The sequence below is a fragment of the Trinickia sp. genome, assembly GCF_051954495.1.
Taxonomy (GTDB): domain Bacteria; phylum Pseudomonadota; class Gammaproteobacteria; order Burkholderiales; family Burkholderiaceae; genus Trinickia.
In genome coordinates, this window is sequence record NZ_JBQCHR010000157.1 from 28,106 (window position 1) to 52,911 (window position 24,806).

Below are 24,806 nucleotides of genomic sequence, written 5' to 3' on the forward strand. Positions count from 1 at the left end.
TGATCCTGACGATTCAAACAATACCTATGCACGATAAGAAAAGCACACCTCGGCCGATCCGTAACAGGTTCATCTATGTCCTAGCACTCGTCGTGGTTCTTCTCGGGCTTGCAGCCAGCGACGACGTCGAAGCATCCCCCACGGCCGACCATTCGGAGCAGGTAGCCGTTCTCGTCTATCACCGCTTCGGCGAATCCGCTCTCGACTCGATGACCGTGCGCGTCACGACCTTCGAAGCGCAAATGCGCTTCTTGCGCGAGCACGGCTACGAGATCGTGCGGCTGCGCGACGTCGTGGACTGGCTCAGCCTTCCCGACGCGAAGCTCCCCCCGAAAGCCGTGGCATTGACGGTCGACGACGGACACCGCAGCGTGTACGACATCCTGCGCCCCATCGCTTTGCGCGAGCGCTTGCCGTTCACGCTCTTCGTCTATCCGTCGGCCATCTCGAACGCCTCGTACGCGCTCACGTGGGAGGAAATTCGGCAGTTGCAGGCAAGCGGTCTTTTCGACGTGCAGTCGCACACCTACTGGCATCCGAACTTCAACATCGAGCGAGCGCGTCGTGCGCCGGCGGACTTTCATCGGTTCGTCGAACGGCAGCTCGTCGATTCGCGCACGCGCATCGAATCCGAACTCGGCACGTCCGTGGACATGCTCGCGTGGCCGTTCGGCATTGTCGACGACGACCTCATGGCGTCCGCGAAAACGGCCGGGTACCGCGCCGCATTGACGATCGAAGGTCGCGCCATCGATAAGCAAGCGCGCCTTCTCGCGCTACCGCGCCTGCTGATCACCGATGCCGACAGCCCCGCGGTGCTCGCAAGACGGCTGAACGAGCGCGACCTGCAAGGCGCTGGCGAAAGGGCCCGGCTGCCATGAAACGCGCATGGCGCATCCTGTTGGCCGCCCTGATCGCCGCACATTTCACGGCAAGCGCGGCGGCGCTCTCGGGTGTCGTGATCGACGCACATACCCGCACGCCCATCGCCGGCGCGATCGTCACGATAGCCGATCGGGTCACGCGCGCCGACGCCCAAGGTCGTTTCTCGTCGGAGGCAAGCGGCATCGAGACGGTGAAGGTCCGCGCCCCCGGATACGGGCGAATCGAAGCGGCGGCGACCGGCACAACGCCTCTCACGATTTCGTTGCCTCCGTTTCGCGCGCGCGCCGTCTATCTTTCGGCGTACGGCGTCACGAACCCGTCGCTGCGCGACGCCGCCGTCAAGCTTGTCGGCGAGACTACCGTCAATGCGCTTGTCATCGACATGAAAGGCGATCGGGGGATGACGCCCTATCGCAGCGCCGCCCGCATCGCGATAGGCGCCGCGGCGCACGTCGGTCCGCATCCGCCGACCCTGGACGACTTTCAGCCGATCATCGACGACTTGCATCGCCGCGGGCTCTATTTGATCGCCCGCATCGTCGTCTTCAAGGACGACCCGCTCGCATTGGCCCACCCGGAATGGACCGTACTCGGCGAGGACGATCAACCGTGGCGCGATCGAGAAGGCCTGCACTGGGTCGATCCGTTCTTGCCCGCTGTCTGGCGGCACAACCTCGACGTCGCGGAAGAGGCGGCGCAAGCGGGCTTCGACGAAATCCAGTTCGACTACGTCCGCTTTCCGGATGCGAAAGGGCTGCGGTTCGCCCGCGCCAACACCCGAGAGAACCGCACCGCGGCGATCGTGGGCTTTCTCGGCGCGGCGCGCGCGCGGCTCGCGCCGTATAACGTCTTCCTCGCGGCCGACATATTCGGCTACGTTTGCTGGAATCTCGACGATACGGCGATCGGCCAGCAACTAGAGACGCTGACCACGCCGCTCGACTACATCTCCCCGATGCTGTATCCCTCGGGCTTCACATGGGGTTTGCCCGGCTGCACCAACCCCGTCGCCGACCCGGGACAGATCGTCCGGCGCTCCTTGGCCGAGGCGAAGCAGCGCACCGGGCTGCCCGGCGTCCGGTTCAGGCCATGGCTGCAAGCGTTTCGCGACTATGCCTTCGATCGTCGCGAGTTCGACGCCAACGACATACGCGCCCAAATCGACGCCGCTCAGGCGGCCGACACCGACGGATGGATGCTGTGGAATCCGCGCAACCGATACGATCCCGCGCAATTGCCTCGTTGATCGCGGCGCTCGCGACTGCCACGGCGCTCTTCGCCTGGGCGCCGCGCGTCGCGCTCGCAGCGGACGTCAATGCGGCGGCTCGCGAGTCGCTCGCGCATATCGTCGAAGGGGAAATCGCGGCCGGGCGCATTCCGGGCGCCGTCATCGTGGCGGGCGATGCGCAAGGCGTGCGGTATCGCGAGGCCTTCGGATACCGGTCGGTCACCCCCGTTCGCGAACCGATGACGCTCGACACCGAGTTCGATCTGGCCTCCCTCACGAAGGTCATTGCGACGACCACAGCCGTCATGCAACTCGCCCAAGCGCGGCGAATCGACCTCGGCGCGCCTGTCGCCCGGTATTGGCCCGCCTTTGCCGAGAACGGAAAAAGCCAAGTCACGATACGCGATCTGCTCGCTCATACGTCGGGGCTCGCGCCCGATTTGCCGCTCGGCCCCCGCGCTCGCAACCGCGCCGGCGTGCTGGCCGAGGTCGTCGCGCAACCGTTGCAGGCAAAGCCGGGCGAGCGCGTCATCTACAGCGATATCAACTTCGTCGTGCTCGGTGAAATCGTGCAACGCCTCACGCATCGCTCGCTAGACGCGTATTGCATGAGGACGATATTTGCTCCGCTGCGCATGCGCGACACGATGTTCAAGCCCGACGCGGCGCACAGCGCGCGCGCGGCGCCGACGACAGACGACACGCGCGGCATGCGCACCGGGCGCGTGCACGATCCGACGGCCTCGCGCATGGGCGGCGTAGCGGGCAATGCGGGACTCTTCTCCACCGCGGACGACCTGGCGCGTTTCTCCCGCATGATCCTCGAGGGCGGCCGGCTCGACGGGCGAGCGATCTTGACACGGGAGACGATCGACTCGATGGCGACTGTCGCTTCGGCGCCGGGCATCGAGCCGCGGCGCGGCCTCGGATGGGCGCTGGATGCGCCGCTCGCGTCGAATCGGGATCGGCTGCCCCCGATCGGTTCGATCTATCACACGGGATACACCGGGACGGCCCTATGGATCGATCTGGCTTCGAAGCGATTCATCGTCATCCTCACGAATCGCGTTCACCCGGATGACCGCGGCGACGCGCGGCCGCTTCGCGATCAAGCGACGGCATGGCTCGCGAGCATGAGCGGGCCCATGTCGACGGACGACCTTGCACATGCGCTGCCATGGACTGCGCCGTCGACCGAAATCGCCACCCGTTTGCCGACGTCCATCGGCCCAGTGAAAGCCGGCATCGACATGCTCGAGGCCGAGCAGTTCGCACCGCTCGCGGGCCTACGGATCGGACTCGTCACGAATCGAACCGGCTTCGACGGCGCGGGCAGGCGAACGATCGACGTTCTCGCCCATGCGCCAGCCGTTACGTTGGCTGCGATCTTCGCGCCCGAGCACGGCATCTCCACCGACCGCGACGAGTCGATACCCGACACACGGGATGGCCCGACCGGTATCGCGGTCCACAGCTTGTACGGCGCCACCCGCCGATTCGACGAGGCATGGCTCGCGGGTTTGGACGCGCTCGTATTCGATCTTCAAGACGCGGGCGTGCGCTTTTTCACGTACGAAACCACACTCGGTTACGCCCTCGAAGCCGCCGCGGCCAGAGGCATTCCGTTCTTCGTCCTCGACCGCCCTGCCCCGCTCGGCGCCGATCGGTTCGGCGGTCCGATGTTGGATCCGGGGCGAACGTCCTTCACCGGCTACTTTCCCTTGCCGCTCGAACCGGGCCTGACGGTGGGTGAGCTTGCCACGCTGTTCAATCGGGAACGCGCGATAGGCGCCGATCTGCGCGTCATTCGCATGGACGGTTACCGACGCTCGATGCGCTACGGCGAAACCGGTCTCGGGTGGGTGCCGATCTCGCCGAACCTGCGCACGCCGGCGCAGCTCGACCTGTATCCCGACGTTGCATTGATCGAAGGCGCGAACGTCAGCGTGGGGCGCGGCACCGCGCACCCGTTCGAGCGGATCGGCGCGCCGTGGATCGACGGCATTGCGCTTGCCGACCGGCTCAATGCGCTTTCAACAGGCGCGCGTTTGGCGCCGGTCGATTTCGTTCCGACGGAATCGGCGTTTCGCGGCGTGCAGTGCCACGGCGTAACGATCGAGCGTACTGGCCCTTCCCCGCCCGGAAGGCTCGGCATCGCACTGCTCGTGGCGCTGCATGCGCTGTATCCCGATCGATTCGATCTCGCGGCCACACGGGAGTCGATCGGTTCTACGCCGGTTTGGCAAGCGATTCGCGACGGCGCGGATACCGATACGGTCGAAGCGATCGACACGGCGAAACTGGCGGCATTCGCCGCATTGCGTCAGCGATATCTTTCGTATTAACTAGAAGCGCCTTCGTGGAGGGCCCCCATGAGCGACGCCCTGCCGCCGATCGGCGAATTGGTTTTGGCGGACCGCTATCTCACCCCTGGCGAAACGGTCCGCCGGCACGTCTTCAAGCGTGTTGCGCGCGCACTCGCCTCTTGCGAGCCGCCCGAGCAACGCGAGCGCTCCGCGCGCTCGTTCTACGCGAACATGCTGCACGGCGCGATCGGCGCCGGCCGCATCATGGCCAATGCCGGGACCGCGCATGACGCGACGATGATCAATTGCTTCGTCCATCCGATCGGCTCGGCGGCGACGGGCGACGGCGTCGCCGACGCAGCCGGCATCGATCGCGCGCTCGATGCGGCGCGCGCGACGCTCGCAATGGGCGGCGGCATCGGATACGACTTCTCCCCCGTACCGCCCGCGCAAGCCGCGCTCAGCGCCGGAAGCGGCGACGCACGCGATGTCTGCGCCTGTATCGATCGATTCGATGCGGCCTGCGCGGCGCTATCGTTCGTCGGCTCACGGCGCGGCGCGCAGATGGCCGTCCTGCGCTGCGATCACCCCGATCTGCCGGCGTTCGTGAAAGCCAAACGCGGGCGCCGCCGATGGTCGACATTCAACGTTTCGGTCGGCGTATCCGACGCCTTCATGCGCGCAGTCGAACGCGACGCGCCGTGGACACTGTCCCATCGGGCGATGCCTAGCCGCGCCGCTCTCGCCTCCGGTGCGGCGCGCCTCGCGGACGGACGTTGGCGCTATGCGACGGTACCGGCACGGGCCATGTGGGAAGACATCGTCGAATACGCGCGCGACAGCGCCGAACCCGGCCTGCTGTTCATCGATACGATCAATGCGGCCAACGACCTCGCCTCGATCGAAACGATCGCGGCGACGAATCCCTGCGGGGAGCAACCGCTGCCGCCTTGGGGCAGTTGCGTGCTCGGTCCCATCGATCTGTCGCGCCTCGTGCACTGTCCGTTCGGCGTAGGCGGCGAGCCGGCATTCGACTTCGCAAGGCTCGGCCATTGCGTCCGCGTTCAGGTTCGCATGCTCGACAACGTGCTGGAAATCACGCGCTGGCCGCTTCCCGAGCACAGGCAAGAGGCGCTGTCCAAACGGCGAATCGGCGTGGGCGTCACGGGGCTGGCCGACGCCCTCGCGATGATGCGCCTTCGCTACGACGGCGAGCCGGGCCGCGCCTTGGCTGCCTCGATCGCGCGATGCATGCGCGACGAGGCGTACGCTGCCTCGTCGGCGCTCGCGGCCGAGCGCGGTCCTTACCCGCTCTTCAATGCGACCCAAAGCCTTTCCACCGGCCACTTCGGTTCGCGACTGCCGGCCCATGTGCGCGAGGCGATTGCGCTGCACGGGCTGAGAAATAGCCACTTGCTGTCATTCGCGCCAACGGGCAGCGTGAGCCTAGCGTTCGCGGGCAACTGTTCAAGCGGCGTCGAGCCAGTATTCGATTGGACCTATCGGCGCGCGGTGCGCATCGGCCGCGATGCGCCTCGAGTTTTCCAAGTCGAGAATCGAGCCTACCGCTTGTATCGTCGATTCTTCGGCGAGGGCGCGCCACTGCCCGCCTATTTCCTCAAGACAAACGACGTGTCCCCCTCCGCTCACGTCGACATGCTGCGCGCGTTGCAGCCGTTCGTCGACGCGGGAATATCGAAGACCGTAATCGTGTCGCCAAACGTCACTGCAGACGACGTCGCCGCGCTGTTCTTCGAGGCCTGGCGGGGCGGTCTTAAAGGCATCACCGTGTTCCGACCCGACGAAGCACTCGACGCGATACTTTCACCGGGCACGCCCGAATCGTCGGAGCGCTCCCTGCGCTGCTCCGGTTGCTAGCGCTGCGGCGTCGGAACGCTTCGCGTCGCTCAATCGTCCCAATCACTGCTCGCCCAGGCGCGGCGCGAACCAATCGACGGCGAGCGCCGCGGCTTGTTCCAGCGTGCCCGGCTCTTCGAACAGATGCGTTGCGCCGGACACGAGCACAAGACGATGCTCGCAGGCGAGTTGAGCAGCTGCCTGGCGATTCAAACGAATCACCTCGAAGTCGAGTGCGCCGACGATCAAGAGCGTCGGCGCCTTGACGAGCCGCAATGCGTCGCGCGCGAGGTCCGGCCGCCCGCCGCGCGACACCACGGCGCGAATCTCGTCCGGACGCTCGGCCGCCGCGCACAGCGCCGCCGCCGCGCCGGTGCTGGCGCCGAACAATCCGATCGACAGCCGCGCCAGCTCGGGCTGCCGATGCACCCAATCGATCGCGCCGACCAATCGCCGTGCGAGCAGCGGGATATTGAAGCGGTATTCGGCGGTCAAGGAATCGTGCTCGTGTTCCTCCGCCGTCAATAGATCGAACAGCAGCGTGGCCAATCCGGCCCGCTGCAAGGTGCTCGCGACGTCCTGATTGCGTGGGCTCAACCGGCTGCTGCCGCTGCCGTGGGCGAAGACGACGATGCCGCGCGCCCCTTGCGGCAGGGCGATCGATCCGCGAAGCGGAACGACGTCGCTCGTGATTTCGATTTCGTCGGGCTGCGCGTTCATTTCATTCTCCTTCACGTCGCGCACCGCTCATCGATGAAGATCATCGACAGGGGCCAGCGCGCACGAATCCCGATAAAGATGAGCGACATCCGCTGGATCGCACAGCGCGGTGCCGGGTCGCATCACCGCGGCGCCGCCGGCCGCAATGGCGTAGCGCAACGCTTCCTTCGAACTGGCGTCGTGATCGAGCGCCCACATGAGGGCCGCGAGAAAGCTGTCGCCGGCGCCGACCGCGCTGACGACCTCGACCGGCAACGCAGGCAGGCTCACGATCTCGTCCTTCGTCGCGAATAGCGCGCCGCGAGCCCCGAGCGTCAGGGCCACGCCCCACGCCTTGCCGCGCCGCACCAGCGCGTCGGCTGCTTCGCGCCATTGCGACGGCGTCTCGAGGGGCGCCCCAACGAGGCCGCTCAGCTCGTCGAGGCTCGGCTTCACGAGAAACACGCCTGCTTCGAGCGCGGCGCTAAGCGCATCCCCCGACGCGTCGAGCGCCATGCGCACGCCATGCGCGTGGGCCCAGCGCGCCACCCGTGCGTAGAAGTCGCTCGGCATGCCCGGCGCCAAGCTTCCGCTTGCGGCGACATAGCGCGGCAAAGGATCGATTGCTTCTAGATAGTCGAGCGCGCGACGCCACGCATCATCGGCCACCGTCGGGCCCGGCAAGACAAACCGGAATTCGCGATGCGTCGATTCGTCTAGCACCGTGACGTTTTCCCGCGTTTCTCCCTCGACTTCGATGCACGCCTTGGGCACCCGCTCCGCATCGAGCAATTCGCCGAGGCGCACGCCGGCGACGCCCCCTGCGAGATAGACGGCCAGGCAATCGCATCCCAAGCGATGCAAGACGCGCGCGACGTTGATGCCGCCTCCGCCGGCGTCCTTGCGAGGCGGGCCGCAGCGAAGCTTGACCGTATCGACGAGACGTTCGACCGAGAACGAAACGTCGACACTGGGATTGGGCGTGATTGTGACGATGTCGGCCATGGCCGCTCCCTTCGCGAAACACGACTGCATTGGCGCACAGAGCGAGTCTATGCGGCCATCGTGCGGTCGAACTTGACGAAGGTCAGTGATTCGACGCCTAGCGGCTGCGGCTTGGGCGTCGGCCCCGCTTCAGTTGCGGCTTGTCCGCGCGCTCCATCGCACTCAATCGCGCCGGACCTTCTGCCACCACATCCTCCCGGCCCGCAGGTGCGGGTCTTGAATTGCGAGGTAGGTCGTGCTCCACAATTGCGCGGCGTTCGCCTCCGTGGCGTCGGCGCTATGCGTGCCGAACGCTTCGGCTTGATAGCCGCCGTTCGCGTACGACCACGTCCACATCTCCGAGGCGCGCATCTCCGACGCATTCGAAATCACCTGCCACACTTGCAATCGCGCGTTGGTGAGCAACGTGCGCACGTCGGCGGGCAGGTCGGTGCGTGCCAATTGCCGATCAAGCCCAGCCACCCACATCGCCTGTTGCCATGACCAGACGACGGTGCCGTGATAGGCCGCATTCGTGAAGCGCGGCCATAGCGACGTGGCGGCATAGGCCGGATTGGCGATCAGCATGCCGGCGCTCGTGATGAGACCCACCGGGAACGGCTGCACCGCCGGTGTCACGATGCGTGTGAGGTTATCGGCCGAAGGCGTGCCGAACAGCAAGGCGAAGCCGCCGTCGGAGTTCAGCACCGAAATCGGGTTGCCTTGCTCGTCGAGCGACAGCGCATAGAACGACACAGGGCCGGCGGGCGGCGTGCCGGCCGGTACGCCCGCTTGAGCCGCGTAGCTCGAGGCCGCTTGAGCGGCTTGCGCCTGGCTAATCGTGACTTCGAACAGCGAGGGCGCCGCCGACTCCCAGACCGAAGCCTCCTGCGCCGCATCGGCGAGCGCGGTCCGGTCGGCCGCGCCCAAGTATGGATCGAGCAGACCGCTGGCGAGAAAGCGGCTGGCCGCACGCAGGGCCGCGGGCACGAGCACCGCATTGACGTCGTAGGGATAGACGCCGCCGCCCAACCCGTCCGTACTGTCGCGCCAGTTGCCGACGATCTCGCCCGGGCGCAGATGGATGAGATTGGTCACCGTGCTCTGCTGCGAAAACGGACGGGCCGTGTTCGCGACGCGCACGAGATTGGCGACGAAGCGCTGCCCGTTGCTCACCCCATCGGCGCCCGTCTGCGCCAAGAAGTTCGCCGCCCGCGCGGCGCCGCGCGGATCGTCGATCAGCCAAGCTCCCATGATCGGGGCCAGCATGTAATCGCCGTCGATCATCTTGTAGTCGTAGGTTGGCGTGGGATCGTTCGGCCTGCCGTTCTTCGCATTGTCGATCAGCGCGAATTCGCCGATGCCCTCCTCGTGCGCCACCTTTCCGTCAGGGGACAGCCGCGTCAAGACCGCGTTCAGCCCCGCTTCCACCGCGGTGGGTTGCAAGACGGGCATCAACATTCGGACAGAAATCAGCGTATCGCGGCCGAAGTACGTATCGTATTGCCACGATCCGGCCAGCAGCTTTTGCTGGTAGCTCAGAAACTCGACGACGTTTTGGCTTTGCGGGTCGACGTTGACCGAACCGTTGAACAAGTCCGCGTGCGTGATCGGCGTCAACGGAGTCTCCCCGCTTTGCGCGTGAACGCGCAATTGCAAACGATTGCTCCCGCTCGGGGCCTGCAGCACGAGCCCGCCCGCGGCGGTCTTGACGACGGCGCCGCCGCCGAGCACCTCGACGGTGAGCGCATAGCCGGCCGCGCCATCCACGCGATCGCGCTGCCAGCGAATCGTGTTGTCGATGACGATGGGCGCGGTCTGCACATTGGCCGGAGCCGGGTAGCCGCCGTTGTAGTCGCGCATGAAGCGAACGGAGGTCAGCAGCGCCTGGCGAATCGACAAGCTGGCGACATCGACCGACACATCGGCGGACACGCCATAGAGCGGGCGCCCGACCGTGTCGAGCACCGTCGAAGGCGCAAGCGGCGCGTCGAGCCGCCAATTGACGGCTTGCGCCGTGTCGTCGAACCAAATGCCGGTTCCGCTATTGCCGGCTGGAAAAACGACAAGCAGGCGAGGCTTCGTAGATGAGCGCATCAACACGTGCGCCGCCACATTGCCTTGCCGAAAGAACGCGTTCGTCTGGCCGCCCGCCTCCATCTGGAATGCGAGCGACGGCGCGGCGGACTGCGGATCGTCCCCGCCACCCCCTCCCGAACAACCCGGCAGCGCGCTCGTCAGCGTCATCAAAAGACAAACCGCACAAGTGGAAATGAACGTTCTCACGCATGCCTCCACGTCATTCGATGCTTATTGCGTTCTCATTGGCCGGACAGCGATCGCGTGTGCTCGACCGAGAAACCAGCGCTCAGGCCGCCTACGGCAGCACCGAGGTGAGCAATCGAAATGCCAGAGACACGTAGCGAGGCGTGAGCGCTTGCGTTGAGTTGGCATTGATCTATATCAATCGGACCGCATTCTCCGGCTCGGCGTCGCAACGAAGCCGTCGCCGTCGCGCGGCAACAACAACGGCGCACCGAACACCCCAAAACAGCCGTTTTTCATTCATCAGCCTAAACTCGCTGCCGATTTGCGCCGTTATAGTGCGATGACCCTGATTGCTTTAGGTCGTCGAGACCACCGGCTTTTGTATGCTGACAACCTTCCTTCGCGATCTTGCGACGCTGGCCGCGCGAGCCCTTCTGCGACCGCAAGCCGCCGGCGGCCCGCTCGGTTCGGCCTCGCGCTTCGAAGAGAACCACAACCTCGTCACGCTCGCCCTTACGGGCAGCGGCACAGGCCTTTGGGACCGCGATGTCGTCACCGGTGAAATTCACTATTCGCCCGCGTGGAAAGCGCTGCTCGGGTATGGGCCGCACGAACTGAGCACGCGAATCGAAGACGCCTACGAGCGCGTGCATCCCGCCGACCTCGCTCACGTACAAGCAACGATGCAGGCGCACTTCGACAACAAGACGGACAGCTATGCCGTCGAACATCGCATTCGCCGCAAGGACGGCAGCTACATCTGGATCTGCAGCCGCGGCAAGGTCGTGAGCCGCGACAGCGAAGGCCGCGCGCAGCGAATGGTCGGCACGAGCACGGACATCACCGCACTGCGAGAAACGGCCGAGAGCCTGCAGCATACGATCGACCTGATCACGAATCTGACCAACGAGGTGCCGGGCCTCGTCTTTCAATATCGGCTGGGCGCCGACGGTCGCGGCGCGTTTCCTTATGCCAGCGACGGCATCCGCGACGTGTACGAACTGACGCCCGCCGATGTCATGCTGAGCGCCGACGCTATCGAGGCGCGTATCGACCCACGCGATATCGCCGCTTACCGGCGATCGCTGCGCGATTCCGCCGCGAACTTGACGCCGTGGCATCTCGAGTACCGAGTCAATCTGCCGAGGCAAGGCACATGCTGGCGTCAAGGCGACGCCCGTCCGCAGCGCATGCCCGACGGCAGCACGCTATGGCACGGCTTCATCTCCGATGCGACCGATCGAAAGCGGATCGAAGCGGAATTGCAGGAGCTTGCGACGATCGACCACCTGACGCAATTGCCGAATCGCCGCCATTTCACGTTTCAAAGCGAAGCGGAACTTACGCGCCTACGCAATGCGGAAACGGGCATCGCCGCCGTGCTGATGCTCGACCTCGATCATTTCAAGGCGCTCAACGATCGCTGGGGTCATGCGCTCGGCGACCGTGCGCTGAGCCACTTCGCGCAATTGCTGCGGGCGGAAGCGCGCATAGGCGACCTCGTGGGGCGGATCGGGGGCGAGGAATTCGCCGTGGTGCTGCCGCATGCCAGCACCGACGAAGCGATCGCCTTCGCGCAACGCGTGCAGCGGCGCATCGACGAAGCCCCGCTCGTCGACGGCGGCTTGCCGATCGCGCTCACGGTCAGCATCGGCATCGACGGCATGCGCTCGACCGACGCCGGCGCCTATCAAGCGCTCTCGCGCTGCGATAAGGCGCTCTACGTCGCTAAGGAGCGAGGCCGCAACCGGATCGAAATCTACGAGGAACAATAACCGCGCGGGTGCTGTCCGCTTAGGCAAGAGGCGCGCTTTCTCCTCAACGCGCCCTGACGTGCACCGCGACTTCCACCTGGTGGTCGCCGCCGCCTAAAATCGTGCCGCGCAGCAACGATACGTCGCTGTAGTCGCGCCCGAGCGCGAGCGTCACATGGTCGAGATCGGCAAGGACGTCGTTGGTCGGATCGAGATCGACCCACCCGCTCGCAGGGCAATAAACCGACACCCACGCATGCGATGCGTCGGCCCCGATCAAGCGGGCCGTCCCCGCGGGCGACTCGTTGCGTAGATAGCCGCTTACGTAGCGTGTGGCGAGTCCGAGCGAGCGCAAGCAGCCGATCATGACCTGCGAGAAGTCCTGACACACGCCCTGCTTCATCGCGAATGCACGCTGTGCGGGCGTATCGAAAGCCGTAGCGCGCGGCTTATATTCGAAGTCGCGGTGGATTCGGTGCATGAGATCGATCGCCCCGGTCACGAGCGGCGCATTCGGTGCGAAGCTCGCCGCCGCGTATTCGCGCAGCGCATCGCTCGCCACGATGTTGGGCGAATCGAAACAGAATTCGCTTTCAGGCCGATAGGTCCCCCCCACACGAAAACGAAGCGCGCTTGCCACCTCTTCCCAGGCTGGAGATGCATCGGCGTCCAGCGCGTGAAAGCGCGGCGATAACCGGACCGTCGTTTCGCACGTGAGCTGCAAGGTGTCGTGCGGCGTATCGAAGGCGAAATACAGAACTTCGTTGCCGAAGGCGTCGATCCGTGTCGAACGATACGAAGGCGACGGATCGATTCGTGTCTCGTGCGCGAGCACGCATTGCCAAGGCAACGAAAGCGGCCGGATCGTCGCCAAGTGCTGAGCCGTCTCGACGGGCGTCGAATAACGATAAACCGTGTCGTGCGACACGCACAGCACGACGTCTTGCAGCGCGCTCATGCGGACACCCTCGACATCGGGCTCGCGTGCGTGAAATACCGCGCGCCGATCGCGTTGGATGCGGCGCCCACGGCGGCCGAGAGTCGATCGCACAACGCGAGCAGCGTATCGAACTTGCCCGCGCGGCCGGCTTGGCACAGGCTCGCCAAATCGGGCAACGCCGATACCGGCGGCAGCAAATCGTCGAAACCCGCGGGCCGATTGCCCGAGCGTTCGGCGATTTCGGCAATCTTTCGCGACAAGCGGTCATAGACGCCGTACAAACCGCGCGGGTTCGTGGGATCCACCACCAGCAAATGGAGCAGCGCCGGCACTTCGTAGCGGCCCGGATAGAGCGATCGATAGGTCAGCGTGCTGTCGAACAGTTGCAGCAGGACATCGAAGGCCGCCGGCGTGGCCAGCATTGCGCTCTCGGCTACCGCATGCAGCAGCGTCGACATGGCGGTCACGCGCTCGATGTGCCGGCCCACGAACAGCAATCGCCATGCGTCGTCGCGCACCATACGGTCCCCTTGCGCTCCGCTGATCGACGAAAGCTGCATCGCCAGCGTCTCGAGCGCGCCCATCAGCGCGACGCGCTCGTACGATTCGTGCCGATCGCCGCGCAGCATCGGCGCCACGTTCGATCGATCGCCCGGCTCGGGGGCCAAGGACAGCGCCCGCAGTGCGTCGCGAAAGTCGTTTCGCGAAGCGAGTACGGCGCGCCAGTGATCGTTCGATAGCCGCGCGCGAATCTCGCCGCAGGCGCGCGCCTGGCTGGCCAAGATTTGCCCGACGCTCGCGCAGCCGGAGCGTTCGTGCAGATTGGCGACGAGCGTACGCTCGAAGGCTTGCCGCGTCGAACGCGCCAGCGTATCGATGCCGGGTATCAATTCCGAACGCGCGGCCAGCTCCGCCAACGTGACCAGCATTTCATCGTCATCGAGGCTGTCGAGCGAACCGAGGATCAAACGCGCCAAGCGCACGCTATTCTCGGCGCGCTCGCCGTAGCGGCCCGCCCAGAACAGATTCTCGGCCGCCCGGCTCGACACCGTGCGCTCATGGCGCGCGACATCGTGCGGTTGCATCGGCGTGGGCAAGAGCGAGGAGGCCGGGGCCGCATGACTCGAGAGCACCCAGGTGTCGACCGTGCTGCCGCCGGCGTGCATCGACAGGTTAGCCTGCCCTTCGCCCGCCACGCGCGTGAAGCTGCCGGGCAGCACGTGCCACTGCCCGTCCACGCCCGCGATCGCATAGGCGCGAAGCGCGCACGCTCGTCGCCAGAGGGCGCCGTCGCGATAGTGCGGCATGCACGAATACCGCATCGGCGCTTGAACCGTGAAAGCGTCGGGATGCCGCTCGATCCGCTCTTTCCAAGCATCCAAGCGCTGCCATCCAAAATTCGCGCGAAGCAGCGACGGCTCGGGCGACGTTCCGCCCTCGAGCGGCCATGTGGGCGACAACCAAGCTTCCTGAAACTGTTCGAAGGCGTCGGCCATCACGGGCGCCTCGCCGCACCACCAGGTCGGCACGCTCGGCAACGCCAACGTTTCGCCGAGCAGCGCCTCGGCAAGCGCCGGCAAAAAGCCGTGTAATGCAGGCGACTCGACGAAACCCGCGCCGGGCACGTTCGAGACCGCGACGTTGCCCGCGCGCATCGCCTGCAGCAAGCCCGGCACGCCGATCGTCGAATCGGCGCGCAGCTCCACCGGGTCGCAAAACGTATCGTCCAGTCGGCGCATCAGACCATGCACGCGTTCAAGGCCCGCGAGCGTCTTCAGATAGAGCATATCGCCGCGCACGGTCAAATCGGTGCCCTCCACGAGGGTCAGGCCGAGGTAGCGTGCAAGGAAGGCATGTTCGAAATACGTCTCGCTGTAGGGCCCGGGGCTCAGCAGCGCGATATGCGGAGAATCGCCCCGGCGGCGGCGCTCTTGCTCGTCCATCGACGCGCTGGCCGCGGCCGCTAGCGCCGCGATCAATTCGGCGTAAAACGGCGCGAGCCGCCGCACGCGCATCGCCCGATAGGGCTCGGCGAACAGGTTCGATACGATGAGCCGGTTTTCGAGCGCGTAGCCCAGGCCCGACGGGGCCTGCGCGCGATGGCCGATCACCGTCCATGCGCCATCCGGCGCACGCGCGAGATCGACGGCGACGATCTGAAGGTAGCGCCCCCCGGCAGGACGATAGCCCTTCAACGCCCGCAGGTAGCCCGGATTCCCGAATACGAGGGCGGGCGGCAGCAAACCGCGCGCGAGCGAGGATTGTTGTCCGTAGACGTCGGCGACGAGCGCGTCGAGCAACCGCGCGCGCTGCGCGACGCCCCGCTCGATCGCCGCCCATTCATGCTCCTCGATGATGAACGGCAGCGCGTCCAGCGCCCACGGTCGAGGGCCGTCGTTCTCCGCGTAGACGTTGTAGGTGATGTCGTTGTCGCGGATCTGCCGCGCAACGGATGCGCAAGCGACATCGAGGCCGGCCACGCCGTCCACCCCCAACTCCCCGAAAAACCGCTGCCAAGGCTCGCGCAGCGCGCCTGCGGCGTCGCGCAGCTCATCCCAATGCCCGGCGCGCGGCGGTACGTCGCGCAGGCGGGCCAGCGCGTAGGCCGCATCGGCACGCGTTTCGAACGGCAGCGTGGATTGGTAAGGCAAGATCGTTTGTGCTCGGTTCAATCATCGTTGGCCGGGTATCGCCGCAGATCGAGCGTGAACGGAAACTCGAGACTGCGCCGGGGCTCCTTCACGACCGCCGGGCCAGGTGTATGGCCGATCGTGAAGAACCGGGCGCGCCGCCGGCTTTGCGCTTCGTAGGCATTGACAGGAAACGCCGCGTAATTGCGCCCGCCCGGATGGCTGACATGATACCGGCATCCGCCCACCGAGCGAGCGTTCCATGTGTCGACGACATCGAACGTGAGCGGCGCGTGCACGCCGATCGTCGGGTGCAGCGCCGATGGCTGTCGCCAGGCGCGGAATCGCACGCCGCCCACGTATTCGCTCGAACGGCCCGTGGGCTGCAAAGCGAGTGGGACGCCGTTGACGGTGACGACGTGCCGGCTCTCGTTCATGCCGAGCACGCGCACCTCCATTCGCTCGAGCGACGAATCGACGAACCGGACGGTGCCCCCGACGGCCCCCTCCTCGCCCATCACGTGCCAAGGCTCGAGCGCGTGACGCAACGTGAGCGTCATGCCGTCGATACGCGTCTCGCCCACGAAAGGGAAGCGAAACTCGAAATGCGGCTCGAACCAGGTGCGATCGAACGCATAGCCGGCCTCGCGCAAATCGGCGAGAACATCGTCGAAGTCCATTCGAACGAAGGTGCCGAGCATGAAACGGTCATGCAGCTCCGGACCCCACCGCGTGAGCCGCGCGCGATACGGCGTGCGCCAGAACCGCGCCACGAGCGCACGCAACAGCAACTGCTGCACGAGGCTCATCCGCGCGTGGGGCGGCATTTCGAATCCGCGCAGTTCGAGCAGGCCCAGGCGGCCCGTCGGCCCGTCCGGCGAATAAAGCTTGTCGATGCAAAATTCCGCGCGATGCGTATTGCCGGTGACGTCGATCAGGACGTTGCGCAGCGTGCGATCGATGAGCCACGGCGGCATCTGCCCACCGGCCGCGCCGTCTCTTGCCTGAAGCAACGCGAGTTGGCGCTCGATCTCGGTGAGGGCGATTTCGAGTTCGTAGACCTGATCGTTGCGCGCCTCGTCGATCCGCGGCGCCTGGCTCGTCGGCCCGATGAACAGCCCGGAAAATAGATAGGACAACGAAGGATGATTGTGCCAATAGGCGATCAGGCTCGCCAGGAGGTCGGGCCGCCGCAAGAACGGACTGTCGGCCGGCGTCGCGCCGCCCATGACCATGTGATTGCCCCCGCCCGTGCCCGTGTGCCGGCCGTCGAGCATGAACTTCTCGGGGCCCAGATGCGATTCGTACGCGACGCGATAGAGGTGCTCCGTATGGTCGACGAGTTCGCTCCAGCTCACCGCCGGATGAATGTTGACTTCGACCACGCCAGGGTCGGGCGTCACCTGCAGCATCTTCAGGCGCGCGTCGCGGGGCGGCGGATAGCCTTCGATCACCACCTTGACGTCGAGTTCGGCCGCGGTGGCCTCGACGGCCGAAAGCAAATCGAGGTAGTCGTCGAGCGTCGCCAGCGGCGGCATGAAGACATACAGCGCGCGATGCCCGTCGCCTCGCGCCAGCTCCTCGGCTTCGGGCCCGGCCGCGCGCACCGTTGCGCGCGCTTCCACGCATAGCGCGGTGCGCTTGATCCCAGCGGCCGATTCGCCCGCTTCGGGAGCTCGCATCCTGTCGCTGCCGCCCACCGCTCGATTTTGCGTTTCGCAAGACGGCGCAGCGTAATGCATGCGCAGTTGCGCCGCGGCGCGCAATGGGGACTGCGGCGCGAACGGATCATGCTCGTGCTGCCACGGATAGTCGGCGGCCGAGACCCAGGGCAGCGAATCGAGCGGCAAGCGATAACCCATCGGCGAGTCGCCGGGGACCAAATACATGCGCTCGTCGCGGAAGAACCAAGGCCCCGTGACCCAACGCGGCCCGGCGAGCGGCGCCTGTTGCGATTGCCCGACGCCGGAATCGGCGGCTTCGCGTCCGATCGGCAATGCGTACCCCGTCACGGCCTGCAGCCCGGCGTCGAATACCCGGCGCAGACGCACGCGTTCGAGCGCGTCGTCAAGACGCGAGTCGAACGGATCGACGTTGACCGGCAAGCGTCGCTCGCGCCACAGGTAGTACCAGACGTCTTCGTAGCCGGCCAGCACGTGCGCATCGTCGAGGGAAAGCTTGCGGGCGAGACATCGAATGAATCGTTCGGCGTCTTGCGCCGTGTAATGCATCGGCTCGCGTTCATCGGCGAAGCGGGCGCTATCTTGCCAGCAGGGCTCGCCGTCGGCGCGCCAATAGAGCGACAGCGCCCACCGCGGCAATTGCTCCCCCGGATACCACTTGCCCTGCCCCATGTGCAAGAAGCCGTTCGCGCCGTAACGCGCGCGCAGCTTGTCCATGAGCGCCACCGCGTAGCCGCGCTTGGTCGGGCCGAGCGCATCGATGTTCCATTCCGCCGAATCGCGCTCGCGCACGGAGACGAAGGTCGGCTCGCCGCCCATCGTCAATCGCACGTCCATTGCCGAGAGATCGGCGTCGACGGCCGCGCCCATGCGAATCACGTCGTTCCAGACATGCTCGGCGTAGGGCTTCGTCACGCGCGGCGCTTCCTCGATCCGCGCGATCGTCATCGAATGATCGAACTCGACTTCGCACGCCTCCAGTTCGCCCGCGATCGGCGCGGCGCTCCCCGGTTGCGGCGTGCAGGCGAGCGGAATGTGCCCTTCGCCGGCAAGCAGCCCCGAAGTGGGATCGAGTCCAATCCACCCCGCGCCGGGCAAGTAGACCTCGCACCAGGCGTGCAGATCGGTGAAATCCGATTGCGCGCCGCTCGGGCCATCGAGCGCCTTCACATCGGGAGCCAGCTGAAGCAGATAGCCGGATACGAAACGCGCGGCGAACCCGAGTTGACGCAATGTCTGCACGAGCAGCCAGCCCGTGTCGCGGCACGACCCGCACGCACGCGCAAGCGTTTCCTCGGGTGTCTGGACGCCCGGCTCCATACGCACGAGGTATCGAATCTCGCCGGCCAACCGCTGATTGAGCGCGACGAGAAAATCGATGGTCGCGCACGGCGTGCGATCGATGCTTTCGACGAAAGCGGCGAAACGCGGCGTCGGAGCGCTGCCCGCCAGGTACGGCGCCAATTCGGCCGCCAGCTCCGGCTCGTAGTTGAACGGAAAGCGCTCGGCCTCGGGTTCGAGAAAGAAATCGAACGGGTTGTAGACCGAGAGCTCCGCGACGAGCTCCACTGTCACGCGAAACGCGTCCGTTCGCTCGGGAAACACGAGCCGCGCTTGATAGTTGGCGAACGCATCCTGCTGCCAATTGACGAAGTGTTGCGCGGGTTCGGCCCGCAGCGAGTAGCTCAAGATCGGCGTGCGGCAATGCGGCGCCGGCCTCAGGCGCACCACCTGCGGCCCAAGCGCCACGAGCCGATCGTAGCGGTACTGCGTGACATGAGTTAGCGCGACGCGAATCGACACGAAGCCACCCCGATAGGAAGAAGAGAAAACGCGTCGGCCGTCATGCGGCCTGTTGCGCGGCGAATTCCGAAGGCGGCGCCAACGGCACGAGGAAGTCGCGGCTGATGCAGCTCGCCAGCTCGTTGACGCGCACGAGGAAATCGGTCAGCCAGGTGTGCAGTCCGCCGTTCAAGATATCGTCGATATGCGACGTATAGACGTGCTCGCGCAATTGCGCGGCCATCGTTTCCGCGGGCGCGCAGCGCCCGTTGCGCACCCGCGCGACGATCTGACAGACCTCATCGAGACTGGCGGCAAGCGAGCGCGGCCAATCGCCGTTCAGAATCAGCAGATCGGCGACGCGCTCGGGCGTCACCACGTCGCGATACAGCTTGCGATAGGCCTCGAAGCCCGACACCGAGCGCAACACCGCCGCCCAGTGGTAGTAGTCGAGCGACGGCGCCGGGGCAGGCGCATTCGCCGCCCGGCACTGCTCGAGCATCTCGTACTTCACGTCGAGGATGCGGGCCGTATTGTCGGCGCGTTCCAAGAACGTGCCGATCCGCATGAAGTGGAATGCATCGTCCTTGAGCATCGTACCGGCTTGCACCCCGCGCGAGAGGTGCGACCTGAACTTGACCCATTCGAAGAACTCCGCGGGATCCATTTCCAGCACACCGTCCGCCAGCCTGCGCAGCGCCTCGAGCCAAGTCGTATTGAGCGTTTCCCAAAGGTCGGTCGTGATCGCGCCGCGTACCGCGCGCGCGTTTTCCCGCGCGGCGCGCAGACAGCTGACGATCGACGAAAGGTTCGTCGAGTCGCTCGACATGAAAGCGATGACGTCGCGGCTTGCCATGCTCGGATGCATGGCTGCGAAGTGATCGACCAGTTCGGAAATCGAGAGCATCGCCCGCCAGCCGAGCGAAGCGTACTCGTCCGATTGCGGCAGCAGCGACAGTTGATAATTGGCATCGAGCATGCGGGCCGTGTTTTCGGCTCGCTCGGTATAGCGCGCCATCCAGAACAGATGGTCGGCGGTGCGGCTTAACATGGACGGCTCCCCAAAATGCATTGATCGACTCGATGCCGCCCGAGCGCGGCAAACCGTTCGGCGGCTGTTGCGCCTACTGCTCGAGTACCCAGGTATCTTTCGTGCCGCCGCCTTGCGACGAATTGACCACGAGCGAGCCTTCTCGCAGCGCCACGCGCGTGAGGCCGCCCGGCACCATCCGCACCTGCTCGCCCGACAGGACGAAAGGACGCAGATCGATATGCCGCGGTGCGATGCCCGCTTCGACATAGGTCGGGCAGGTAGAGAGCGCGAGCGTGGGCTGGGCGATGTACTTGTCGGGGTGCGCGATCAGCGCGGCGCGGAAGGCCTCGATTTCGGCCGCGGTCGACGCCGGGCCCACGAGCATGCCGTAGCCGCCGGCCCCGTGCGTTTCCTTGACTACGAGCTCCGGCAGATGGTCGAGCACGTACCGCAGGTCGTCTTCCTTTCTGCACATGTAGGTGGGCACGTTGTTGAGGATCGGCTCCTCGCCCAGATAGAAGCGCACCATGTCCGGCACGTACGGATAGATCGACTTGTCGTCCGCGACGCCCGTGCCGATCGCATTGGCCAGCGTGACGTTGCCTTGGCGATAGGCGGAAACGAGCCCCGACGCACCGAGCGCGGAATCGGCGCGAAACACGGTAGGGTCGAGAAAATCGTCGTCGACGCGCCGATAGATCACATCGACTCTTTGCGGGCCTTGCGTCGTGCGCATATAGACGAAGCCGCCGTCGACGAACAAGTCCTGCCCTTCCACGAGCTCCACGCCCATTTGCTGCGCGAGGAACGCATGCTCGAAGTACGCCGAGTTGTACATGCCCGGCGTAAGGACGACGATCGTCGGATCGTCGACGTGGGCGGGCGCCGCCGCGCGCAGCGTATCGAGCAGCAGATCGGGGTAATGCTCGACGGGCGCGACGCGGTTGCGCGCGAACAGATCGGGAAACAACCGCATCATCGTCTTGCGGTTCTCCAGCATGTACGAGACGCCCGAAGGCACGCGCAGATTGTCTTCGAGCACATAGAATTCGCCCGCGCCCGCGCGGACGATATCGATGCCGGCGATATGGGCATAGATGTCGCGCGCCACGTTCACCCCTTTCATCTCGGGACGATACTGGCCGTTGGCAATGATCTGCTCGTGCGGAATGACGCCCGCGCGGACGATATCCTGATCGTGATAAATGTCGAAGATGAATCGATTGAGCGCATTGACGCGTTGACGCAGGCCGCGCTCGAGCGCGGCCCACTCGTGAGCCGGGAAGATGCGGGGGATGACGTCGAAAGGAATCGTGCGCTCGGCGCCGTTGCCGCCGTTGTCCTTCGCGCCGTAGACGGCGAACGTGATGCCGACGCGACGGAAGTTGACCTCCGCCTCCCCACGCTTATTGCGGATCTGCTGCTCGCTTTGGCCGCACATCCAATCGAAGTACGCTCGGTAGTGCGCGCGCGGGTCGCCCACCGCATGGAATGCCGCTGTCGGCACGCCCGCGACGGCGCAGGCGTCGCGCTCGAACATCTCGCTGAAGAATGCTTGCGTCATGACCGGTCTTCCGTTCGTTGTCGTCGTACAGTCGTACAGTCGTACAGTCGAACCCGATCGCCGCTGCCCTCTTTGGGCGCATGCACACGCGCTAGCGATGTCGATAGAGGCACGCTGCCAAACCGGCAGGCCTACGTTGCCCGATCGAGTGGCCGAATGCGCTGCGGCTCGACGACGAACCGCGCGCACCGGTCGAAAGCCGCGCATGACAGCACGCTCCGAGGGCAGAAACAACCAGGCGTCGGGCAAGGCAAAGCAACACTCGTGCCGATGACGCCAAGCCTTACTGGGAAAGCGAAAGACGGAAAATTTCGCGTTCGTGCCGCGAAGCGGGCGCACCAATGCGAGGCATGCGAAACCGGGCATGCACTGCATCGATGCGACATGCGAGAAGTTGGGGTGGCCGCACGCCTGGCGTCAAAGCGCGCTTGCGCTGAAGCAATCGAACAAGAACGAGCGCAGGGCGAATTGCTGCTCCGCGCTGACCGTTTCGAATTCAAGGCCGTAGGCGAGCGAACCGTCGACGTCCGCGCTCTCCTTCACGTTGCGCACAACGGCGCGAGCCTCGAATTGCGTATCGACCAGAGCCGTGCTGATCGGAAACGAAACCTGCACGTGCGTCCCGACCTGACTCACCGGCCGTGCGCTCATGAGCGACATGCCTTGCACGCTCAAGTCGCGCCCGAGCCCCAGACCTTCGCTTTCGGTGTCGGCCTCCAGTGTGCGATACCTGACCGCCAGACGCGTGTGCACGCGCGCTGCCGTGCGCTCACGCAGCAAGCGTATGCCGCTGGGCGCCGAAAGCACGAGGTACTCGAGCGGCTGATTGCAGACGGCCAGCACCGTGCACGCGAACTGAAAGACCGCGTGCGCGCCGATGGCGACGACTTGCAGATTCTCCCCTGGTGTGAGCGCGAGCGGCAGCCTGCCCGCGCCGGGGGACGTGACGAACAGCGCCCGGTCGGGACTCGAGCCGATCAGCCGGCTGCGCCGCATGGGGCCGCTCGTCGCGAGCAGGCCTCGCAGCCCGAGCGGCGAACCGATCGACAGTCGCATATCGACCGACTTCAATCGCTCGCTTTGAACGTCGTCCGAATCTGCTTTGACCGGTGCGGCGAGGTTGAGAGCGCCCGCATAAAACGAAAAGTGTTTGAGCAGAAACTCTCTCTCCTGCTGCGTCGCGATGACCGCGCCGGCGCGCAGCAAGAGCCGGCCGTCCTTGTCCAAGACGGGCCAAGCGAGCGGCTCGCCAACGGGAAGTTGTGTTGGGTCGACCAGCTCGGTGTGCTGAACGTCGGACATGATGTGCATCGGCTCCCGCCGCGATCGCGGCTCGGCAAAACATGTGAAGAATCCTACTTGAATCGGCGAGCCGAAAGCGAGGTTTCTTCCACGCCGCCTTCGCATCGATTGATCTACGTCAATCGCGCGGCGTTTCGATGCGGCCGGTTTGTTACTCGCCTACCGTGCGCTCGCTCACAGCGGTGCGTGTCGCCCCGCACGACAATGGTTTCGCTGGTGACCGACATCGATAAAACCATTCAATAACCAGTAGCCCGGCCGCCCGCATGACAATTATTCGATGGGGGTGAGCCGTGCCTAGAGAGACCAGAAAGACCAGAAGGACCCATGCCCAAACGATGCGCCGGAGCGCGGCAACGATCGTGTTGCTCGGGGGCGCGGTATTCATTTCGCTCGCCGTACCTGGCGCTCAAGCGGGGACGCCATCCGCCAAAACCGCGCGTGCGTCGCCGCCGCCCGTCGTCGCCAACCCCGCGCAAATCGATTTTGCGGCGATGGTCGAACGCTATGGACCGGCGGTCGTCAACATCAGCGCGCCGGGGCAAGGCACGCAGGGCATGCAGGGCACTCAAAGCGACCCGCCCGATCCGCAGAGCGGCGCGCTCGGCCTCGACAATCTCGATCCGGACGACCCGATGTTCGCGCTGTTCCGCTCGGCATCAGCCCCGCCTGCGGCGCAGTCGACCGTACCCGATCCGCCACGCGTCGTTTGGGGCACGGGCTCGGGCTTCATCATCAGCCCCGACGGAATGGTCGTGACGACTGCGCATGTCGTCAATCGCGCCGAGCAGGTCACCGTCACGTTGACGGACCGACGCCGATTCAAAGCCACCGTCCTCGGAGTCGATCCGCAAACCGACGTAGCGCTGCTGCAGATCGAAGGTGCGAACAAGCTGCCGGCCATCCGCCTTGGCGATGCCTCGCGTGTACGCGTGGGCGAGCGCGTGCTGGCGATCGGATCGCCCGACGGCCCTCAAAACGCCGCCACGTCCGGGCTCGTCAGCGTCACCCCGCACGCCCTACCCGACGGCAATGCGTTCACGTTCCTAGAAACCGATATCGCCGCCGATCCGGACAACTCGGGCGGCCCCCTGCTCGACCGAACCGGTGCGGCGATCGGCGTCAACGTGCAGGTGTATGCGGACACGGGACGCTATCGAACGATGACGCTCGCGATTCCGATCGATGCGGCGATCAAGCTGCGCGCACAACTGCAGGGCCAGGGAAAGGTGGCCGGGGGGAGCTTGGACATCCAAGTGCAGGACGTCGATCCGGGTCTTGCCGCTGCGTTCGGCTTGCCGCATGCCACCGGGGCGCTCGTCACCGCCGTCGCGTCGACGGGAAAACACGGGGGCGTGGCCAACGGCCTGAAACCCGGCGACGTCATTACGCGCATCAACGGCAAGCTTATCGAGCATCAGGCCGACCTTACCGACTACGTCTCGGCGCTTCAGCCGGGTTCGAAAGTCGCGCTCACCGTGATTCGAAACAAAAGGCCCATGGCGGTGACAGTGGTGGTCGTGCCGCGTGCGGATGGCGGGTCCGCCACCATGGCAGCGACGTTGCCGGGCGGATCGGGGCAAAAGAACGCCATCGAGCGGTTAGGGCTTTCCGTGCATGCGCTCAGCGATGACGAGCGACGTTCCAGCGGTTTGCCCTACGGCGTCATGGTCGATGCCGCGGAAGGGCCGGCCGCCAATGCGGGGATACAAGGGGGCGACGTGGTGCTTTCCGTCAACAGCGAAGCGGTCAACACGCGCGACCAGTTGGAGGCCTTGTTGGAGCGCGGCGGCAAGGAGGTTGCGCTGCTGATTCAGCGCGATAACGCGCGGACGTTTGTTTCGCTTGAAGTTAAGTAGGGTGTATCGCGGTGGCAACGGTCAAAGGCTGAA

Annotated in this window: 15 protein-coding genes; 6 read left to right on the forward strand and 9 right to left on the reverse strand. The window is 65.5% G+C overall.

Translation table 11 applies throughout. From position 1 onward, the window contains the following. Positions 1-26 precede the first annotated feature (26 nt). Genes ACTHNR_RS21410 through ACTHNR_RS21425 form a run of 4 tightly spaced genes read left to right on the forward strand, consistent with a single transcriptional unit; the run spans position 27 to position 6,297 of the window. Positions 27-881 (forward strand): polysaccharide deacetylase family protein, encoded by an 855-nt coding sequence (locus ACTHNR_RS21410; protein WP_440549774.1) that lies wholly within the window; start codon positions 27-29, stop codon positions 879-881. Beyond that, positions 878-2,131: a putative glycoside hydrolase gene (locus tag ACTHNR_RS21415; RefSeq protein ID WP_440549777.1), complete on the forward strand. Its 1,254-nt coding sequence runs from the start codon at positions 878-880 to the stop codon at positions 2,129-2,131. The genes ACTHNR_RS21410 and ACTHNR_RS21415 overlap by 4 nt, the downstream gene beginning before the upstream one ends. Next, positions 2,077-4,458, forward strand: a complete 2,382-nt coding sequence (locus ACTHNR_RS21420) for a serine hydrolase (RefSeq protein WP_440549780.1) — start codon at positions 2,077-2,079, stop codon at positions 4,456-4,458. The genes ACTHNR_RS21415 and ACTHNR_RS21420 overlap by 55 nt, the downstream gene beginning before the upstream one ends. 27 nt (positions 4,459-4,485) lie before the next feature. Further along, positions 4,486-6,297: an adenosylcobalamin-dependent ribonucleoside-diphosphate reductase gene (locus tag ACTHNR_RS21425; RefSeq protein WP_440549782.1), complete on the forward strand. Its 1,812-nt coding sequence runs from the start codon at positions 4,486-4,488 to the stop codon at positions 6,295-6,297. A gap of 42 nt (positions 6,298-6,339) precedes the next feature. Here ACTHNR_RS21425 and ACTHNR_RS21430 read toward each other — a convergent pair whose 3' ends face one another. The 3 genes from ACTHNR_RS21430 to ACTHNR_RS21440 form a co-directional block, all read right to left on the reverse strand. Continuing rightward, the gene (locus tag ACTHNR_RS21430; RefSeq protein WP_440549785.1) at positions 6,340-6,996 is read right to left on the reverse strand and encodes a dienelactone hydrolase family protein; all 657 of its coding nucleotides are present in this window, start codon (positions 6,994-6,996) and stop codon (positions 6,340-6,342) included. 27 nt (positions 6,997-7,023) lie between these two features. Further along, the gene (locus tag ACTHNR_RS21435) at positions 7,024-7,980 is read right to left on the reverse strand and encodes a 1-phosphofructokinase family hexose kinase (RefSeq protein WP_440549788.1); all 957 of its coding nucleotides are present in this window, start codon (positions 7,978-7,980) and stop codon (positions 7,024-7,026) included. 162 nt (positions 7,981-8,142) lie between these two features. After that, positions 8,143-10,206, reverse strand: a complete 2,064-nt coding sequence (locus tag ACTHNR_RS21440; protein ID WP_440549829.1) for a hypothetical protein — start codon at positions 10,204-10,206, stop codon at positions 8,143-8,145. Between the two features lie 404 nt (positions 10,207-10,610). Between ACTHNR_RS21440 and ACTHNR_RS21445 the strand changes: the two genes are divergently transcribed. Then, a complete protein-coding gene (locus ACTHNR_RS21445; protein WP_440549791.1) occupies positions 10,611-12,002 on the forward strand; it encodes a diguanylate cyclase in 1,392 nt (463 codons plus the stop codon). Between the two features lie 43 nt (positions 12,003-12,045). On the opposite strand, the gene ACTHNR_RS21450 is transcribed toward ACTHNR_RS21445, so the two are convergent. From ACTHNR_RS21450 to ACTHNR_RS21475, 6 genes are all read right to left on the reverse strand, one after another. Then, a complete protein-coding gene (locus tag ACTHNR_RS21450; protein WP_440549793.1) occupies positions 12,046-12,939 on the reverse strand; it encodes a transglutaminase family protein in 894 nt (297 codons plus the stop codon). Further along, positions 12,936-15,572: a circularly permuted type 2 ATP-grasp protein gene (locus ACTHNR_RS21455; RefSeq protein ID WP_440549832.1), complete on the reverse strand. Its 2,637-nt coding sequence runs from the start codon at positions 15,570-15,572 to the stop codon at positions 12,936-12,938. The genes ACTHNR_RS21450 and ACTHNR_RS21455 overlap by 4 nt, the downstream gene beginning before the upstream one ends. Before the next feature lie 17 nt (positions 15,573-15,589). Further along, positions 15,590-19,036 (reverse strand): DUF2126 domain-containing protein, encoded by a 3,447-nt coding sequence (locus tag ACTHNR_RS21460; protein WP_440549795.1) that lies wholly within the window; start codon positions 19,034-19,036, stop codon positions 15,590-15,592. A gap of 40 nt (positions 19,037-19,076) precedes the next feature. After that, on the reverse strand, positions 19,077-20,066 hold the full coding sequence (locus ACTHNR_RS21465) for an alpha-E domain-containing protein (protein WP_440549798.1): 990 nt from the start codon (positions 20,064-20,066) through the stop codon (positions 19,077-19,079). Positions 20,067-20,139: 73 nt separating this feature from the next. After that, positions 20,140-21,612: a circularly permuted type 2 ATP-grasp protein gene (locus ACTHNR_RS21470; protein ID WP_440549801.1), complete on the reverse strand. Its 1,473-nt coding sequence runs from the start codon at positions 21,610-21,612 to the stop codon at positions 20,140-20,142. A gap of 417 nt (positions 21,613-22,029) precedes the next feature. Then, positions 22,030-22,914 carry a flagellar brake protein gene (locus ACTHNR_RS21475; RefSeq protein ID WP_440549803.1) on the reverse strand — a complete coding sequence of 295 codons (885 nt, stop codon included), beginning with the start codon at positions 22,912-22,914 and terminating at the stop codon, positions 22,030-22,032. Positions 22,915-23,252: 338 nt separating this feature from the next. Here ACTHNR_RS21475 and ACTHNR_RS21480 point away from each other — a divergent pair, with 338 nt between their 5' ends. Next, complete coding sequence (locus ACTHNR_RS21480) at positions 23,253-24,773, forward strand: trypsin-like peptidase domain-containing protein (RefSeq protein WP_440549806.1); 1,521 nt, start codon at positions 23,253-23,255, stop codon at positions 24,771-24,773. Positions 24,774-24,806 lie beyond the last annotated feature (33 nt).

Bases quoted from the DNA above. Each gene is read 5' to 3' on its own strand.
- ACTHNR_RS21435 (WP_440549788.1), bottom strand. From the start codon at position 7,980: ATGGCCGACATCGTCACAATCACGCCCAATCCCAGTGTCGACGTTTCG.
- ACTHNR_RS21450 (WP_440549793.1), bottom strand. From the start codon at position 12,939: ATGAGCGCGCTGCAAGACGTCGTGCTGTGCGTGTCGCACGACACGGTT.
- ACTHNR_RS21430 (WP_440549785.1), bottom strand. From the start codon at position 6,996: ATGAACGCGCAGCCCGACGAAATCGAAATCACGAGCGACGTCGTTCCG.
- ACTHNR_RS21465 (WP_440549798.1), bottom strand. From the start codon at position 20,066: ATGTTAAGCCGCACCGCCGACCATCTGTTCTGGATGGCGCGCTATACC.
- ACTHNR_RS21440 (WP_440549829.1), bottom strand. From the start codon at position 10,206: ATGACGCTGACGAGCGCGCTGCCGGGTTGTTCGGGAGGGGGTGGCGGG.
- ACTHNR_RS21425 (WP_440549782.1), top strand. From the start codon at position 4,486: ATGAGCGACGCCCTGCCGCCGATCGGCGAATTGGTTTTGGCGGACCGC.
- ACTHNR_RS21445 (WP_440549791.1), top strand. From the start codon at position 10,611: ATGCTGACAACCTTCCTTCGCGATCTTGCGACGCTGGCCGCGCGAGCC.
- ACTHNR_RS21475 (WP_440549803.1), bottom strand. From the start codon at position 22,914: ATGTCCGACGTTCAGCACACCGAGCTGGTCGACCCAACACAACTTCCC.
- ACTHNR_RS21415 (WP_440549777.1), top strand. From the start codon at position 878: ATGAAACGCGCATGGCGCATCCTGTTGGCCGCCCTGATCGCCGCACAT.
- ACTHNR_RS21470 (WP_440549801.1), bottom strand. From the start codon at position 21,612: ATGACGCAAGCATTCTTCAGCGAGATGTTCGAGCGCGACGCCTGCGCC.
- ACTHNR_RS21480 (WP_440549806.1), top strand. From the start codon at position 23,253: ATGCGCCGGAGCGCGGCAACGATCGTGTTGCTCGGGGGCGCGGTATTC.
- ACTHNR_RS21420 (WP_440549780.1), top strand. From the start codon at position 2,077: ATGGATGCTGTGGAATCCGCGCAACCGATACGATCCCGCGCAATTGCC.
- ACTHNR_RS21410 (WP_440549774.1), top strand. From the start codon at position 27: ATGCACGATAAGAAAAGCACACCTCGGCCGATCCGTAACAGGTTCATC.